Source organism: Stenotrophomonas sp. YAU14A_MKIMI4_1, assembly GCF_003086855.1.
GTDB lineage: Bacteria > Pseudomonadota > Gammaproteobacteria > Xanthomonadales > Xanthomonadaceae > Stenotrophomonas.
This window is the reverse complement of the sequence record NZ_CP025998.1, coordinates 2,768,260-2,784,159: the sequence shown is the minus strand read 5'-3', so window position 1 is coordinate 2,784,159 and position 15,900 is coordinate 2,768,260. Positions and strand designations below refer to the sequence as shown.

Annotated in this window: 17 protein-coding genes; 11 read left to right on the top strand and 6 right to left on the bottom strand. The window is 67.0% G+C overall.

Going from position 1 to position 15,900, the window contains the following annotated elements:
* Window positions 1–165 precede the first annotated feature (165 nt).
* Window positions 166–375, top strand: coding sequence for a cold-shock protein (locus C1931_RS12755; RefSeq protein ID WP_065197592.1), 210 nt, complete (start codon window positions 166–168; stop codon window positions 373–375).
* Between the two features lie 73 nt (window positions 376–448).
* Here the strand turns inward: C1931_RS12755 and C1931_RS12750 are convergent, their stop codons facing one another.
* Both C1931_RS12750 and C1931_RS12745 read right to left on the bottom strand, forming a co-directional pair.
* On the bottom strand, window positions 449–943 hold the full coding sequence (locus C1931_RS12750; protein WP_108750065.1) for a glycine zipper 2TM domain-containing protein: 495 nt from the start codon (window positions 941–943) through the stop codon (window positions 449–451).
* A 128-nt stretch (window positions 944–1,071) separates the two neighbouring features.
* Window positions 1,072–1,506: a hypothetical protein gene (locus tag C1931_RS12745; protein WP_108756625.1), complete on the bottom strand. Its 435-nt coding sequence runs from the start codon at window positions 1,504–1,506 to the stop codon at window positions 1,072–1,074.
* Window positions 1,507–1,585: 79 nt separating this feature from the next.
* On the opposite strand from C1931_RS12745, the gene C1931_RS12740 reads away from it, so the two are divergent.
* Window positions 1,586–2,401 carry a tRNA threonylcarbamoyladenosine dehydratase gene (locus C1931_RS12740; protein WP_108756624.1) on the top strand — a complete coding sequence of 272 codons (816 nt, stop codon included), beginning with the start codon at window positions 1,586–1,588 and terminating at the stop codon, window positions 2,399–2,401.
* A 33-nt stretch (window positions 2,402–2,434) separates the two neighbouring features.
* Here the strand turns inward: C1931_RS12740 and C1931_RS12735 are convergent, their stop codons facing one another.
* Complete coding sequence (locus C1931_RS12735) at window positions 2,435–3,208, bottom strand: TatD family hydrolase (protein ID WP_108756623.1); 774 nt, start codon at window positions 3,206–3,208, stop codon at window positions 2,435–2,437.
* The gene (locus C1931_RS12730; RefSeq protein ID WP_108750061.1) at window positions 3,205–3,420 is read right to left on the bottom strand and encodes a DUF6116 family protein; all 216 of its coding nucleotides are present in this window, start codon (window positions 3,418–3,420) and stop codon (window positions 3,205–3,207) included. The genes C1931_RS12735 and C1931_RS12730 overlap by 4 nt, the downstream gene beginning before the upstream one ends.
* A gap of 163 nt (window positions 3,421–3,583) precedes the next feature.
* Here C1931_RS12730 and C1931_RS12725 point away from each other — a divergent pair, with 163 nt between their 5' ends.
* The 9 genes from C1931_RS12725 (at window position 3,584) to C1931_RS12685 (ending at window position 13,052) form a co-directional block, all read left to right on the top strand.
* The gene (locus C1931_RS12725; RefSeq protein ID WP_108756622.1) at window positions 3,584–4,423 is read left to right on the top strand and encodes a glycine zipper 2TM domain-containing protein; all 840 of its coding nucleotides are present in this window, start codon (window positions 3,584–3,586) and stop codon (window positions 4,421–4,423) included.
* Window positions 4,424–4,543: 120 nt separating this feature from the next.
* Window positions 4,544–5,086, top strand: a complete 543-nt coding sequence (locus C1931_RS12720; RefSeq protein ID WP_108756621.1) for a GNAT family N-acetyltransferase — start codon at window positions 4,544–4,546, stop codon at window positions 5,084–5,086.
* Window positions 5,087–5,193: 107 nt separating this feature from the next.
* Window positions 5,194–5,853 carry a glutathione S-transferase family protein gene (locus C1931_RS12715; protein ID WP_108756620.1) on the top strand — a complete coding sequence of 220 codons (660 nt, stop codon included), beginning with the start codon at window positions 5,194–5,196 and terminating at the stop codon, window positions 5,851–5,853.
* Window positions 5,854–5,905: 52 nt separating this feature from the next.
* Window positions 5,906–8,185: a thiamine pyrophosphate-dependent enzyme gene (locus C1931_RS12710; RefSeq protein ID WP_108756619.1), complete on the top strand. Its 2,280-nt coding sequence runs from the start codon at window positions 5,906–5,908 to the stop codon at window positions 8,183–8,185.
* 3 nt (window positions 8,186–8,188) lie between these two features.
* Window positions 8,189–10,132: an asparagine synthase (glutamine-hydrolyzing) gene (asnB, locus tag C1931_RS12705; protein WP_108756618.1), complete on the top strand. Its 1,944-nt coding sequence runs from the start codon at window positions 8,189–8,191 to the stop codon at window positions 10,130–10,132.
* A 64-nt stretch (window positions 10,133–10,196) separates the two neighbouring features.
* Window positions 10,197–10,757: an NAD(P)H-dependent oxidoreductase gene (locus C1931_RS12700; protein ID WP_108756617.1), complete on the top strand. Its 561-nt coding sequence runs from the start codon at window positions 10,197–10,199 to the stop codon at window positions 10,755–10,757.
* 235 nt (window positions 10,758–10,992) lie between these two features.
* Window positions 10,993–12,423 (top strand): replicative DNA helicase, encoded by a 1,431-nt coding sequence (locus tag C1931_RS12695; RefSeq protein ID WP_108756616.1) that lies wholly within the window; start codon window positions 10,993–10,995, stop codon window positions 12,421–12,423.
* 156 nt (window positions 12,424–12,579) lie between these two features.
* On the top strand, window positions 12,580–12,792 hold the full coding sequence (locus tag C1931_RS12690) for a hypothetical protein (RefSeq protein ID WP_108756615.1): 213 nt from the start codon (window positions 12,580–12,582) through the stop codon (window positions 12,790–12,792).
* A complete protein-coding gene (locus C1931_RS12685; RefSeq protein WP_108756614.1) occupies window positions 12,789–13,052 on the top strand; it encodes a hypothetical protein in 264 nt (87 codons plus the stop codon). The genes C1931_RS12690 and C1931_RS12685 overlap by 4 nt, the downstream gene beginning before the upstream one ends.
* A 119-nt stretch (window positions 13,053–13,171) precedes the next feature.
* On the opposite strand, the gene lpdA is transcribed toward C1931_RS12685, so the two are convergent.
* Window positions 13,172–14,608 carry a dihydrolipoyl dehydrogenase gene (lpdA, locus tag C1931_RS12680; protein WP_108756613.1) on the bottom strand — a complete coding sequence of 479 codons (1,437 nt, stop codon included), beginning with the start codon at window positions 14,606–14,608 and terminating at the stop codon, window positions 13,172–13,174.
* A gap of 63 nt (window positions 14,609–14,671) precedes the next feature.
* The gene (gene sucB / locus C1931_RS12675) at window positions 14,672–15,874 is read right to left on the bottom strand and encodes a dihydrolipoyllysine-residue succinyltransferase (protein ID WP_108756612.1); all 1,203 of its coding nucleotides are present in this window, start codon (window positions 15,872–15,874) and stop codon (window positions 14,672–14,674) included.
* Between the last annotated feature and the right edge of the window lie 26 nt (window positions 15,875–15,900).

Below are 15,900 nucleotides of genomic sequence, written 5' to 3'. Positions count from 1 at the left end.
GTTAAGTTGCAGTCGCTGAGCTTGGCAAGGTCACCGTGGATCGTGGCCTGATGAAGCAAGATCTCACCGATCCGCTGCATCGTTGCACCTCGCTTCCCCCTTGCTTGTCAGCCGCCCAACCAGGCGTATCCAACAACAAGAGAGAGTCACCAGGGAGTGAGTGAGATGTCTGATCGCGAGAGCGGTACCGTCAAGTGGTTCAACGATGCAAAGGGCTTCGGCTTCATCAGCCGTGAAAACGGCGAAGATGTGTTCGTGCACTTCCGTGCCATCCAGACCCAGGGCTTCAAGAGCCTGAAGGAAGGCCAGAAGGTCACCTTCACCGTCGTGCAGGGCCAGAAGGGCCTGCAGGCCGATGCCGTGCAGCCGGTCTGACCGGAGCGCATCGCGTTGAACGAAAAAGGCCCGCGCAAGCGGGCCTTTTTCTTTGCCAGTGGCCCGGGGCAGGTCAGCGCAGGATCACCCGGCCGTTGACCACGCGCACGTAGGTGTTTTCGCGGATACCGGCCAGGTCGCGCTGGTTCACCACCACGGTGCGGCCATCATCCATGCGCACGGTGATGTCGTAGGTATCGCTGGTCACGTTCTTCTGGATCTGGTTGCCGGCCAGCGCGCCACCCACCGCGCCTGCGGCGGCAGCGATGTTCTTGTTGCCGCGGCTGCCGCCGGTGTGGTCGGAAATCTCATGGCCGGCAACGGCGCCGACCAGGCCGCCCAGGATGGCGCCGGTGGCGGCCGGTGCGGTGCGGCCCGAGGCCACGGTGTTGATGCGGGTCACGATGCCGCAGTCCGCGCAACGGCCCTGGTTGTAGCCGGAGTTGTTGCCGTAGCCGCCGTTGTTGTAGCCATTGTTGTAACCACCGCCGCCGTAGCCGGGCGAGGTGGCGCAGCCGGCCAGCGCGAGGGTGGCGATGGTGGCGGCAGCGATGAGCTGGATCTTCATGGGGCGTCTCCTGGCCGTGAAGGCGGGTGCGGGTGGTACTGCGTCATGCAGCAGGGTGGCTGGAATCGTCCGCTTTCACACGTGAACAAGGTGCCAACCGCGACAGCGCATTCCGGCTGGAAGATGAATCAGCGGAAATCCTGGTGGCAGGCGCGGCAATCGTCCTGCACGGCCTGCACCAGTGTTGCCAGTGCCGTGCAGTCGGCGGGCGGCGCGGCCAGCGCGTCGTTGAGCCTGCCCCGGTAGGCACTGGCATGGGCCTGGAAGCGGCGGTCGTGCTGCAGTTGCGGGAAGGCCAGGTCCAGGTCGTTGGACAGCAGGCGCAACGCCTGCAGGCGCGGCACGCTGTCGGCCAGGCTGCAGCGGTTCTGCTGCTGGGCCTGCTGCAGCAGTTGCGACTGCCGCTGCATCACCTGCATCAGGCTGTCGGGAAACGGATCGCGACGGGCCTGCAGGGCACGGCCCACCATCACCGTGGCCACCAGACCGATCAGCAGGCCAAGGGCCAGCACGAACAGATAGCGGTAGGCCGTGGTCTGGCCGGGGGAGGGGCTGGCAGTCATGCGGGCACTCCGGGCATGCAACGGTGGGTTCGGTTGCGGCGCGCTGTGGCGACCGCCGCCTGCACGTTAAAATAGCCGCATGAACGAACAGGTCAAAGAACGCTTCGCCGGCATTGAACGGCTGTATGGCGTGGGTGCGCTCGAGCGCCTGCAGGGCAGCCGCGTGGCGGTGGTGGGCATGGGCGGCGTCGGCTCGTGGGTGGTCGAAGCGCTGGCGCGTTCGGCGGTGGGGCACCTGACCCTGATCGATGCCGACGATATCTGCGTGTCCAACACCAACCGCCAGTTGCCCGCCATGGAAGGCAACTACGGGCGCAACAAGTCGGTGGCGATGGCCGAGCGCTGCCGTGCCATCAATCCGCAGATCCAGGTGGATGCGGTGGAGGCGTTCCTGACCACCGGCAACATGGCCGAACTGCTGGACCGCAGCTTCGATCTGGTCATCGACGCCTGCGACAGCTTCCGGGTGAAGGTGGAAACCATTGCCTGGTGCCGCCGCCGCAAGCTGCCGCTGTTGACCGTGGGCGCAGCCGGTGGCCGCACCGATCCCACCCTGGTGCGCATCCGCGATGTCTCGCGCACCGAACATGACGCCATGCTGGCGCTGATCCGCAAGAAGCTGCGCAGCGAGTTCAACTTCCCCAAGAACGCCAAGCGCTACTTCGGTGTGCCGGCGGTGTATTCGCTGGAAAACGTGAAGTACCCGCAGGCCGATGGCAGCGTCTGTGGCCTGCGCCCGAACCTGGGTGCCGATGCGGCGCTGAAGCTGGATTGCGGTGCCGGCCTGGGTGCGGCCACGCACATCACCGGAGCCTTCGCCTTCGCAGCAGTGGGCAAGGCGCTGGAGATGCTGCTGGAGCCGAAGAAGGTGAAAGCCGAAGCGGACGCCGCGTAGGACCGGTAGCGCCGGGCCATGCCCGGCGACGCGTCAGACTGCGGGCAGATTGAACAGCCGCCGGGCGTTGTCGGCGGTCGCCTGGGCCACCGCCTCTACCGCTATCCCGCGCAGCGCGGCCACGTGGCGGGCAATCACTGCCAGCCGCGCCGGCTCGTTGCGCTGGCCGCGAATGCCGGCATCGGGCTGGTCGGGTGCATCGGTTTCCAGCAGCAGCTGTTCCAGCGGCATGTCGCGCACCAGACGGTGCAGGCGCTGGGCGCGCTCATGGGTCAGCGGCCCGCCCAGGCCCAGCAGAAAGCCCTGCTTGTGCAGCTGCACGGCCTGTTCGGGGCTGCCGGAATAGCTGTGCACCACCCCGCGCAGCCCGCCGATGCGGCGTATCGCGGCGATCACCGCATCCACTGCCTTGCGCGCGTGCACGATCACCGGCAGGTCGAATTCCCGCGCCAGCTGCAACTGGCCCAGGAAATAGTCCTGCTGGGCCTGCATATCCAGATCGCCCACGAAGAAATCCAGGCCGCATTCGCCGATGGCACATGGGCGCTCGCGCTCGATCCAGTCGCGCAGCTGCTGCAGATGCTCTGGCCGGTGCTCGGCCAGGAACATCGGGTGCAGGCCGTACGCCGGGTACAGCCCCGGCGCCTGCTGGCAGACCTGTCGCAGCTTCGGCCAGCTGGCCGCAGTAACCGCCGGCACCACCTGGGCCTGCACCCCGGCCGCCTGGGCGCGGGCGATCACCGCATCGCGGTCGGGGTCGAATTCGCTGGCATCCAGGTGGCAATGGCTGTCGATCAGCACGCTCAACCCTGCTGCAACGGCGGTGGCACGGCCGCGCCGCGCTGCTTCCAGTTGGCCAGCAGCAGCGTGCCCAGGCCCAGCAGCAGCTCATCCACGAACGGAATCGGGTCCGGGATGAAGAAGGTGATGGCAAACAGACCGGCGGTCAGCTTGAACAGGGTGGGGTAGCGCAGCCGGCGTGCCCATTGCAGAACCGGCAGCAGCATCGGGTTGGCCATGGTGGAAGTCCATGCGGGGAATGTGCAAACGCTACCACGGGCACAGCATTTCCAGATGCTGAATGGGTTACGGCCGTGAGCAGGAAATGTGGAGATTCCGTTCAGGCGGACCATGCTGCAATCTGTCCCAAGAACGTTGCGGATCGTCCGCAGGGAGCAGGTCATGAAAAGCACAACTACAACGGTCCTGGTCGCAGCAGGCGCACTGCTGGTCGGTGGTATCGCTACCGCCGCCTTCATGAAGAGTGGCTCGTCGGCCGATGTGGCCGGTTCGGCCCAGCCCTCGGCCGAATCCCGCCTGGCCGACGGCAGCACCGCCGATGACGGTGCGCGCACCGATACGCTCGACCCGAGCGCGCCGCGCGGGCTGGAATACGCCGATGTGCTGAAGGTCGATCCGATCACTGAAAAGCAGAAGGCCTACGCCACGGTCATCGGTACCGATGCGGTGCGCGAGACCTCCACCACCCAGACCCCGCACGAAGTCTGCCAGGACGTTGTTGTGCAGGAGCGCCTGCCCGAGCGTGATGGCAACGTCGGTGGCACCGTGGTCGGCGCCGTGGTTGGTGGCCTGCTGGGCAACCAGGTCGGTGGCGGCAACGGCAAGAAGGCCGCTACCGCTGCCGGTGCCGTGGCCGGTGGCTTCATCGGCAACCAGGTGGACAAGCGCCACGTGGGCGGCCGCGTGGTGAACCGCACCGAGCGCCAGTGCCACACCGAAACGGCCACCTCCGAATCCAGCCGCGTGACCGGCTACAACGTGACCTACCGCAACGAAGACGGCACCACCGGCACCATGCGCATGGCCAGCAAGCCGGGCAACCGCATCGCCATGGGCACCAACGACGTGGTGAAGGGGTACAACGTGACCTACCGCTACGACGGTGCCGAAAAGACCGTGCGCCTGGACAACAAGCCGGCCAGCGATCGCCTGCCGGTGGTCGACGGCCAGCTGGTCACCCAGACCGCGGCAGCGGGCGATACGGCGGCCAACCGCCAGTAACGCACGCAGCGCAATGGGAATCGGACAGGCCGGCATCTGCCGGCCTGTTTCGTTTGCGGGTCTGGATTCCGGGCCGGTATCGACGATGATGTCCGGCCATGGTCTGGCAGAGGAACCGGAATGAGCATCTTCGATCTGCGCATCGAAACCGAGCGGCTGATCCTGCGTCCGCCGCAGGCGCAGGACCTGGAACCTTACCTGGCGTTCTGTGCCGATGAAGAAACGATGCGCAGCCTGGGCGGGGTGCAGCCACCGTCGGTGGCCTGGCGCAGTTTCTGCAGCCTGGCCGGTGCCTGGCAGTTGTTCGGGTACTCGATGTTCAGCGTGATCGAAAAAGCCAGCGGTGAGTGGGTCGGCCGCATGGGCCCCTGGCAGCCGCTGGGCTGGCCCGGCCCGGAGGTGGGCTGGAGCATCCGCCGCGCCAGTTGGGGCCAGGGCTATGCGCCGGAAGCGGCGGTGGCGGCCATCGATTGGGCCTTCGCTACGCAGGACTGGCAGGAAGTGATCCATACCATTGCCGAGGACAACGAAAAATCCAGGGCCGTGGCGCGCAAGCTGGGCAGCCAGCTGCTGCGCATGGGCCAGTTGCCGCCGCCCTACCAGGGCGCGCCGCTGCAGATCTGGGGGCAGTCGCGCGCGCAGTGGCAGCAGCGCCCGCGCTGATTGTGTGACGGCCTGCGCGGCGATGCTGCATCCGCGCTTGGCAGCGCTGCCGGCAGTTGCCAGACTGCACCCAGCCGGCCGTCGGCCGGGTTTCGCTGGAGCAGGCAATGGTGGAAGAACGCGTTCCGTTGACGGTGCATGGCATGTCGGTGTCCGGCAACTGCCACAAGGTGCGGCTGCTGCTGGAACAGGTGGGCAGCCGCTACCGCTGGGTGGAAGTGGACAGTGCGCATGGCCAGACCCACACGCCTGAATTCCTGGCGCTCAATCCCAATGCCAAAGTGCCGTTGATCGTGCGCGATGACGGCCGCGTGCTGACCGAATCCAATGCGATCCTGTTCTGGCTGGCCGAAGGCACCCCGTACCTGCCGGCCGATGGCTGGGAGCGCGCGCAGGCGCTGAGCTGGATGTTCTTCGAGCAGTACACCCATGAGCCCTGCATCGCGGTGGCGCGCTTCATCCGCGGCTGGACCGAGCAGGATTCGCCGCGCCGGGCCGAGCTGCCGCGCCTGCACGAGCGTGCGCAGCACGCGCTGGCGGTGATGGAACAGCACCTGCGGCAGGCGATGTGGTTCACCGGCAGCCATTACGGCATTGCCGATATCGCGCTGTTTGCCTACACGCATGTGGCCGAAGACGGTGGCATCAGCCTGCAGCCGTTCCCGGAAGTACGCGGCTGGCTGCAGCGGGTGCGCGAACAACCGCGCTTCGTGCCCATGCCGGCGGTCACCGCCGAGGTGCAGGCACGCCTGGATGCACGCGGGTAGGTAGCGCCGGGCCATGCCCGGCGGAATGCAGCAACGACACGGAGGGTGTTCGATGTTTGCAGTCGTTCCAGATCCGATTCCCGCACGCATGCGCGCGCTGAACCGCGCCGAGGTGTGCGACGTCAATTTCCTTGAAGCGGTGCGTGGATGGGATGGGGTGGCGCGACAGCGCCCGGCACCGGATGCGCCGATCCTGCCCGGCAGCGGCCTGGGCGCCGCCGCGTTCGGCGAGCTGTTCGAATCACAGCTGGCCAGCCGCCAGCTGGACCTGATGGCCCGCGTGCTGCGGGTACAGAACAAGGTCTTCTACACCATCGGTTCGTCCGGGCATGAAGGCAACGCGTTGCTGGCGCGGGCGTGCCGGCACACCGATCCGGCCTTCCTGCACTACCGGTCCGGGGCGTTCATGATCGAGCGTTCGCGGCACGTGCCCGGGCTGGACCCGCTGCGTGATGCGGCGCTGTCCTTTGCCGCCAGCGCCGAAGACCCGGCCAGCGGGGGGCGGCACAAGGTCTGGGGCAGCCGCCCGCTGTGGGTGCTGCCGCAGACGTCCACCATTGCCTCGCACCTGCCCAAGGCGGTCGGCACCGCCCTGGCCATCGAGAGCGGCAAGCGCCTGGGGCAGCCACTGCCGATTCCGGCCGACAGTCTGGTGCTGTGTTCCTTCGGCGATGCCTCGGCCAACCATGCCACCGCGCAGACCGCGTTCAACACCGCCATGTGGGCCGCCTACCAGAAGCTGCCGGTGCCGGTGCTGTTCGTCTGCGAAGACAACGGCCTGGGCATTTCGGTGAAGACGCCCGAAGGCTGGATCGCCGAACGTTTCAGCCGCCAGCCGGGCCTGGATTACTTCTTTGCCGATGGTCTGGACCTGGCCGCCGGCCACAGCCAGGTGCAGGCCGCGGTGGAGCACTGCCGGCGCACGCGGCGGCCCACCTTCCTGCACCTGCGCACCACGCGGCTGATGGGCCACGCCGGCACCGACTTCGAGGTGGAATGGCGCGCGCTGGCCGACCTGTGCGCGGCCGAGGCGCAGGACCCGCTGCTGCGCTCGGCGCAGATTGCGCTGGAATCGGGTTGGATGACGGCCGCGCAGATCGAGCAGGCCTACGAAGACCTGCGCGCACGCTGCCTGACGGCGGCCCATCAGGCCGATGCACGGCCGAAGCTGCAGTCGCTGGACGAAGTGCTGGCGCCGCTGGCGCCGTACTCGCCGGCCGCGGTGCAGGCCGAAGCGGAGCGGGTGCTGGCGCCGGCGCTGCGTGAATCGATGTACGGCGGCGCCGATCATCTGCCCGAGGTGCAGCCGCCACGGCATCTGGCGGTGCAGATCAACCAGGCCCTGCAGGAGCTGCTGGGCAAGTACCCGCAGGCGGTGCTGTTCGGCGAAGACGTGGCACAGAAAGGCGGGGTCTACACCGTCACCCGCGACCTGCTGCGCCGCTTCGGTCCACGCCGGGTGTTCAACACCCTGCTGGATGAAACCATGATCCTGGGCATGGCCCAGGGCCTGGCCAACCTGGGCCTGCTGCCGATACCGGAAATCCAGTACCTGGCTTACCTGCACAACGCCATCGACCAGCTGCGCGGCGAGGCCTGCTCGCTGCAGTTCTTCTCCAACGACCAGTTCCGCAACCCGATGCTGGTGCGGGTGGCCGGCCTGGGCTACCAGAAGGGCTTCGGCGGCCACTTCCACAACGACAACTCCATTACCGCCCTGCGCGATATTCCCGGGCTGGTGGTCGGCTGCCCCTCGCGCGGCGACGATGCGGTGATGATGCTGCGCACGCTGGCTGCGCTGGCGCGGGTGGATGGGCGGGTGTCGGTGTTCCTGGAGCCGATCGCGCTGTACATGACCAAGGACCTGCACGCAGCAGGCGATGGCCAGTGGCTGTTCGACTATCCGCCGCCGGGGCAGGCACTGGTGCCCGACGAAGGGCGCATCTATGCGCCCGAGGCGCAGGACCTGCTGGTGATCACCTATGGCAACGGCGTGCCGATGGCCCTGCGCGCGGCACGCAGTATCGAGCAGCAGCTGGGCTGGCAGGTGCGCGTGCTCGACCTGCGCTGGCTGGTGCCGCTGCCGGCGGCGTTCATTGCCGCCCAGGCCGCCGACGCACGGCGGGTGCTGGTGCTGGACGAGGGCCGTCACAGCGGCGGGGTGGGCGAGGGCGTGGTGACCGCCCTGGTCGAGGCCGGGCTGGGCCACCTGCCACTGCGCCGGGTCTGCGGTGCCGATACCTATACGCCGCTGGCGGGGGCAGCAATGTTCGGGCTTCCAAGCGACAATGCAGTGGTTGGCGCCGCCCTGGACCTGGCGCAGGAAACCTGATGCATGTGTGGATTGGCGGGAATGTTGTTGCCGGCGGCGCAGGCCCCGGCCGAGCGGCTGCAGGCGCAGGCGCTGGCCATGGGCCAGGCGCTGCACCACCGTGGGCCCGATGACGGTGGCACCTGGGTGGACGCGGCGGCTGGCATTGCCCTGGCCCACCGGCGGTTGAGCATCCTCGACCTGTCGCCGCTGGGGCATCAGCCGATGGCGTCCAGCGATGGCCGTTACGTGATGGCCTACAACGGCGAGGTCTACAACTTCGCCGAGCTGCGTGCCGAGCTGGAACCGCTGGGCCACAGCTTCCGCGGCCATTCTGATACCGAAGTGCTGCTGGCGGCGGTGTTGCAATGGGGCGTGGAAGACACCCTGCAGCGCGCCAACGGCATGTTCGCCATCGCCCTGTGGGACCGCCAGCAGCAGTGCCTGTGGCTGGCCCGCGACCGGGTGGGCAAGAAACCGCTGTACTACGGCTGGGCCGGCGACACCCTGGTGTTCGGTTCGGAACTGAAGGCGCTGTGGCAGCACCCGGATTTCGACAACGAGATCGACCGCGATGCGCTGACCCTGCTGCTGCGCCTGGATTACATTCCCGCCCCGCACAGCATCCACCAGCGCTGCTTCAAGCTGATGCCCGGCCGGGTGCTGCGGCTGGATGCGGCCACGGTGGCCGCCGGTGCGGGCGCACACCGTCCCGAGCAGGCGCAGCGGCCGTACTGGGATGCGCGTGCGCGCATGCAGTCGGCGCTGGCCGCACCGTTCCAGGGCAGCATTGAGGAGGCCGAAGAACAGCTCGACGGCCTGCTGCGCGATGCGGTATCGCTGCGCATGGTGGCCGACGTGCCGGTGGGCGTGTTCCTGTCCGGTGGTACCGACTCCTCGCTGGTGGCCGCGCTGATGCAGGCGCAGAGCGCCACGCCGGTGCACAGCTTCAGCATCGGCTTTACCGGTTCGCACCACGACGAGGCGCCGCTGGCGCGGGAACTGGCCACCCACCTGGGCTGCGACCACACCGAACTTTATGTGAGCGGTGCCGATGCGCTGGCGGTGGTGCCGCAGTTGCCGGCCATGTTCGATGAACCCTTCGCCGATGCCTCGCAGGTGCCGACCGCACTGGTCGCGCGGCTGGCGCGGCAGGGCGTGACCGTGGCGCTGTCTGGCGACGGTGGCGACGAACTGTTCTTTGGCTACATGCGCTACGTGCGCGCGCTGCGCAACTGGCAGATGCTGGGGCGCGTGCCGGCGCCGCTGCGGCGCTGGATGGGCGCGCGTGCGCACCAGCAGGGCGAGGCCTCGCGCACCGGCGGGCTGGCCGCGCTGCTGGCCGAAACCGGCGCGCGCGGTATCGGCGATGTGTACCGCAACCGCATTTCGCGCTGGCGCGACCCGGCGGCGGCGGTGATCGGTGCACGCGAGGCGGGCAGCTTCTACGACCTGGCCGACCCGCTGCACGGGGCCGGCACCCCGGCCGACGCGATGATGCTGGCCGATTTCGTGTCCTACCTGCCCGATGACCTGCTGTGCAAGGTGGACCGCACCTCGATGGGGGTCAGCCTGGAGGCGCGGGCACCGCTGCTGGATTGGCGGGTGGCCGAATTTGCCTGGTCGCTGCCGCTGGCGTTCAAGCGCAGCCAGGACACCAGCAAGGTGCTGCTCAAGCGCGTGCTCGGCCGCTACGTGCCGCAGAACATGGTGCATCGACCGAAGCGCGGCTTTGGCGCACCGGTGAGCGACTGGCTGAAGGGCGACCTGCGCCCGTGGGCCGACGATCTGCTGCAGCCGGCGCGGCTGGAGCGCGAGGGCGTACTGTCGGCGGCGGCGGTGCAGCCGCTGTGGCAGCAGTTCCTGGGCGGCCAGCGCAAGTGGCATACCCATCTGTGGAACGTGCTGATGTTCCAGGCCTGGCAGGACCATTGGCGGCAGGTGCGCGCAGGCGTCACCCGCGGCTGATCTTCACCGGGGCACATCGGGCCGGCCGCTAGGCTGGTCCTTTCCCCGTCAGGAGTGTGCCGCCATGCCTGTACCCACCATCGCCGTGTTCGTTGGCAGCCTGCGCAAGGAATCGTGCAACCGCCGGCTGGCCCTGGCCCTGCAGAAGCTGGCCGGCGAGCGCGCGCGGTTCCAGTACGTGCGCATCGACGATCTGCCGCTGTACAACCAGGATTTCGATGGCAGCTACCCGGCCCAGGGCACCCGTCTGAAGGATGAGGTGCGCGGCGCCGACGCGGTGCTGTTCGTCACCCCCGAATACAACCGCTCGGTGCCGGGCGTGCTGAAGAACGCCATCGACATCGGCTCGCGGCCGTATGGCGACAGCGCGTTCGGCGGCAAGCCGGCGGCGGTGATCGGTGCCTCCATCGGCCAGATCGGCACGGCCGTGGCCCAGCAGCACCTGCGCAACAGCCTGGCCTTCCTGGACATGCACGTGCTCGGCCAGCCCGAAGCGTTCATCCACCTCAAGGATGAGCTGATCGGCGCCGATGGCACGATCCACAACGAGGGCACGCAGAAGTTCCTGCAGGGCTATGTGGACCGCTTCCTGCAGTTGATTGCGGTGCATGCCAAGGGCGACTGAGGTTGCCATCGGGGTCAGAGCCCTCTGCTGCCGGGTTCGGATCCCGTCGCGAAGCGGCGGGCTCTGACCCCCGTTTCCCGATCTGCGATAATGACCGTCTCAGGCTGTGCAACCGCGCTGTGCCGCGGCAGCCATCCCCCGTTCGTCCACGGCTTATCCACAGAGTTGTCCATGGCCGCCGGTGTGGGTGCATGCCTACACTGGCCCCGGCCACTTTCGCAGGAAACACCGCAGCATGTCCGCCCGTCCCGGCTTCCGTTCCAACCGCAAAGACCGCGGCGATGGCTTTGATCGTGATCGTGACGATTCGCGCATCGACCAGCTGCGCGTGCCCCCGCATTCGGTGGAAGCCGAACAGGCGGTGCTGGGCGGCCTGATGCTGGCCCCGGAAGCCTACGACCGGGTCAACGACCAGCTGAACGAAACTGACTTCTATCGTCGCGATCACCAGATGATCTACCGGGCGATCCGCGAGCTGTCCGAGCGCGAGCGTCCGTTCGATGCGGTCACCCTGGGCGAGTGGTTCGAGTCGCAGGGCAGGATGGAGCTGGTGGGCGATGGCGCTTACCTGATCGAGCTGGCCAGCACCACGCCGTCGGCGGCCAACATCGTGGCCTATGCCGAGATCGTGCGCGACAAGGCGGTGCTGCGGCAGCTGATCCAGGTCGGCACGGACATCGTCAACGACGGTTTCCAGCCCGAAGGGCGCGACAGCAGTGAACTGCTGGCATCGGCGGAAAAGAGCGTGTTCGCCATTGCCGAACAGGGCGCGCGCGGCCGTACCGATTTCGTGGCGATGCCCGGCGCACTGAAGGACGCCTTCGAAGAGCTGCGCAACCGCTTCGAGAACGGCGGCAACATCACCGGCCTGCCCACCGGCTACACCGACTTCGATGCGATGACCGCCGGCCTGCAGCCGACCGATCTGATCATCCTGGCCGCGCGCCCGGCAATGGGCAAGACCACCTTCGCGCTGAACATCGCCGAGTATGCGGCGATCAAGTCGAAGAAGGGCGTGGCGGTGTTTTCGATGGAAATGTCGGCATCGCAGCTGGCGATGCGCCTGATCTCCTCCAACGGCCGCATCAACGCCTCGCGCCTGCGTACCGGCCAGCTGGAAGACGAGGACTGGAGCCGGGTCACCAGCGCGATCAAGATGCTGAAGGAAACCAAGATCTTCATCGACGATACGCCGGGCGTGTCGCCGGAGATCCTGCGTTCCAAGTGCCGCCGCCTGAAGCGCGAGCACGACCTGGGCCTGATCGTGATCGACTACCTGCAGCTGATGAGCGTGCCGGGCAACAGCGAAAACCGCGCGACCGAAATCTCGGAAATCTCGCGTTCGCTGAAGGGCCTGGCCAAGGAACTGAACGTGCCGGTGATCGCGCTTTCGCAGCTGAACCGCTCGCTGGAAACGCGTACCGACAAGCGCCCGGTGATGGCCGACCTTCGCGAATCGGGCGCAATCGAGCAGGACGCGGACATGATCGTGTTCATCTACCGCGACGATTACTACAACAAGGAAAATTCCCCGGACAAGGGCCTGGCCGAAATCATCATCGGCAAGCACCGTGGTGGTCCCACCGGTTCGTGCAAGCTGAAGTTCTTCGGCGAATACACCCGTTTCGACAACCTGTCCCACGATTCGGTGGGTTCGTTCGAATAACGCCTGCGGGCGTTACCGTAGCGCCGGGCAATGCCCGGCCGCTTCCCGCGGTTTCGTCAGCCCCAGCCCGGTTTCGTCGCAAACCGTTTGCGGGCGGGCGGGCAGGGCGCCAAGGTGATCCCAGGCGGCAGGGTGCCGCTGCAAGGGAGACCTGTCATGAAGACGCTGTTCGCGCTGGGCGTGTGGTGCCTGCTGTTCGTGCTGTGCTGGCCGTTGGCGATCCTGGCCCTGCTGCTGTGGCCAGTGGTCTGGCTGCTGAGCCTGCCGTTCCGCCTGGTCGGCATCACCTTCTCGGCGCTGCTTGCCTTCCTGCGTGCGCTGTTCATGCTGCCGGCACGGCTGCTGGGTGGCCGGGCGGTGGCGGCATGAGGGCGCGGCTGATGCTCGGCCTGGCCCTGCTGGCAGGCCCGGCCCTGGCCGAACCGCCGCCGCCGGCACCCACCTCGGCCTGGCTGGAGCGGCAGCAGGTGGCTGCCGCCGATGAAGCCAACGCCGCGGCGGCCACGCCGTCGAAGAAGCCCGAGGCCAAGGAACGCTGCCGGGTCACGAAGGAATGGAAGGTCGGCGAGACGCTGGTGCAGCACAAGGTCTGCGAAGATCCGCCAAAGAAGCCGGCTGGAAAGGTGTAGCGCCGAGCCCATGCCCGGCTCTGAACGAAAACGGACAACAAAAAACCCCGCCGAAGCGGGGTTTTTCGTTTGCAGTTCAGTGCCGACCAACAGTCGGCACCCACCCCGAAGACGAACGATCAGTTCGCCTTGTGGATGGCGCGCTTGCTGACCGCCATGGCCGCGTCGTGGATCACTTCCGACAGCGACGGGTGGGCGTGGCAGATGCGGGCCAGATCATCGGCCGAACCGCTGAACTCCATGGTCAGCACGCCTTCGTGCACCAGCTCGGACACGTTGGCGCCGACCAGGTGCATGCCGAGGATGCGATCAGTTTCGGCATGGGCCAGGATCTTCACGAAGCCCGCCGGCTCGATCATCGCCACGGCACGGCCGTTGGCGGCGAACGGGAAGCTGCCGGCCTTGTACGGAATGCCTTCGGCCTTCAGCTGGGCTTCGGTCTTGCCAACCCAGGCCAGTTCCGGCTCGGTGTAGATGACCCACGGAATGGTGTCGAAGTTGACGTGGCCCGGCAGGCCAGCGATCAGCTCAGCCACCGCGATGCCTTCCTCGAAGCCCTTGTGCGCCAGCATCGGGCCGCGCACGCAGTCACCGACCGCCCACACGCCGTCAACGCCGGTGTGGCAGTGCGCGTCGACTTCGATCTGGCCACGGTCGTTGATCTTCACGCCGGTGCTTTCGGCCAGCAGGCCCTTGGTGGCGGCGCGACGGCCAACGGCCACCAGCAGCTTGTCCACGGTCAGGGTCTTTTCGCCTTCGCTGTCGGTATAGGTGACAACGACTTCCTTCTTCTTGCCCTTGCCGGTGATCTCGGTCTTGGAGACCTTGGCACCCAGGCGGATATCCAGGCCCTGCTTCTTGAATTCCTTGGCAGCGGTCTTGGCCACTTCGGCGTCGGCCACGGCCAGGAACTCCGGCAGTGCTTCCAGGATGGTGACTTCAGCGCCCAGGCGCTTCCACACGCTGCCCAGTTCCAGGCCGATCACGCCGGCGCCGATCACGGCCAGGCGGTTCGGCACTTCGGTGAAGTCCAGGCCGCCGACGTTGTCGACGATGGTCTCGCCGTCGAACTTGGCGAACGGCAGTTCGATCGAATCCGAACCGGCGGCGATGATCACGTTGGTGCCCTTCAGCTCGACGATGGAACCGTCATGCTGGGTGACCTTGACCACGTTGCCCGGCTGCAGTTCGCCGAAGCCGTAATAGGCGGCGACCTTGTTGGCCTTGAACAGCATGCCGATGCCGCCGGTGAACTGCTTGACGATCTTGTCCTTGCGGCCAACCATCGCTTCGACGTCGATCTTGGCGTCCTTGAAGCTGATGCCGTGGTCGCCAAAGATGTGGCCCATGTTCCAGAACTGGCGCGAGGAATCCAGCAGCGCCTTGGACGGGATGCAGCCCACGCGCAGGCAGGTGCCACCCAGGGCCGGCTTGCCGTCCTTGCCCAGCGCTGCGTCGATGCAGGCGGTCTTCAGGCCCAGCTGTGCGGCGCGGATGGCCGCGTGGTAACCGGCCGGGCCGGCACCGATGACGACGACGTCGAATTGTTCAGCCATTGAATTATTCCTTGTTGCTATACCAGAACCCCTCCGCGCGGACGCGGAGGGGCGGGAGGTCTCTTACAGGCCGAACAGCATGCGGCCCGGGTTTTCCAGCTGGTTCTTGATGTCCACCAGGAACTGCACCGAGTCCTTGCCATCGATGATGCGGTGGTCGTAGGACAGCGCCAGGTACATCATCGGCGCGATTACGACCTGGCCGTTCTGGGCGATCGGACGCTCCTTGATGGCGTGCATGCCCAGGATGGCGCTCTGCGGCGGGTTGATGATCGGGGTCGACAGCAGCGAACCGAAGGTGCCGCCGTTGGTCACGGTGAAGGTGCCGCCCTGCAGTTCGTCCAGGCCCAGCTTGCCGTCACGCGCCTTCTTGGCGTAGTCGGCAATGGTCTTTTCGATGTCGGCGAAGGACATGCGCTCGACGTTGCGCAGCACCGGGGTCACCAGACCCTTTTCGGTCGACACGGCAATCGAGATGTCCGAGTAGCCGTGGTAGATGATGTCGTCGCCGTCGATGGAGGCGTTGACCAGCGGGAAGCGCTGCAGGGCGTTGGCAGCGGCCTTCACGAAGAAGCTCATGAAGCCCAGCTTGATGCCGTGGGTCTTGACGAACTCGTCCTGCAGTTCCTTGCGCGCAGCCGACACCTTGGACAGGTCGACTTCGTTGAAGGTGGTCAGCATGGCGGTGGAGTTCTTCGACTCCATCAGGCGTTCGGCAATGCGCTTGCGGATGCGGGTCATCGGCACGCGTTCTTCCGGACGTGCGCCACCGGCCTTGCCGGCGCCGCCGTTGCGGGCGAAGTTGACGATGTCTTCCTTGGTGACCGCGCCGCGACGGCCGGTGCCGTCCACGTCGGCCGGGTTCACGCCTTCGGTGATGGCGGTGAAGCGGGCGCCCGGGGGCAGGCTGTCGGCAGCCGACTTGGCAGCCGGGGCCGGTGCAGCAGCGGCGGCCGGAGCGGCAGCAGCCGGGGCAGCGGCGGCAGCCGGAGCGGCTTCAGCGGCCGGGGCCGGGGCAGCAGCCACGGCGCCTTCTTCGATGATCGCCACGACCTGGCTGGAGGTGACGGTGTCGCCTTCCTTGAACTTGATTTCCTTGATCACGCCATCGACCGGCGACGGCACTTCCAGGACGACCTTGTCGGTTTCCAGGTCAAGCAGGTTTTCGTCGCGCTTGACGGCGTCGCCCACCTTCTTGTGCCAGGTGGCGATGGTGCCGTCGGCGACGGATTCGGGCAGTACCGGGGCTTTGACTTCGGTGGCCATTGCGGGAGCTTCCTGGTTTGTCTTCT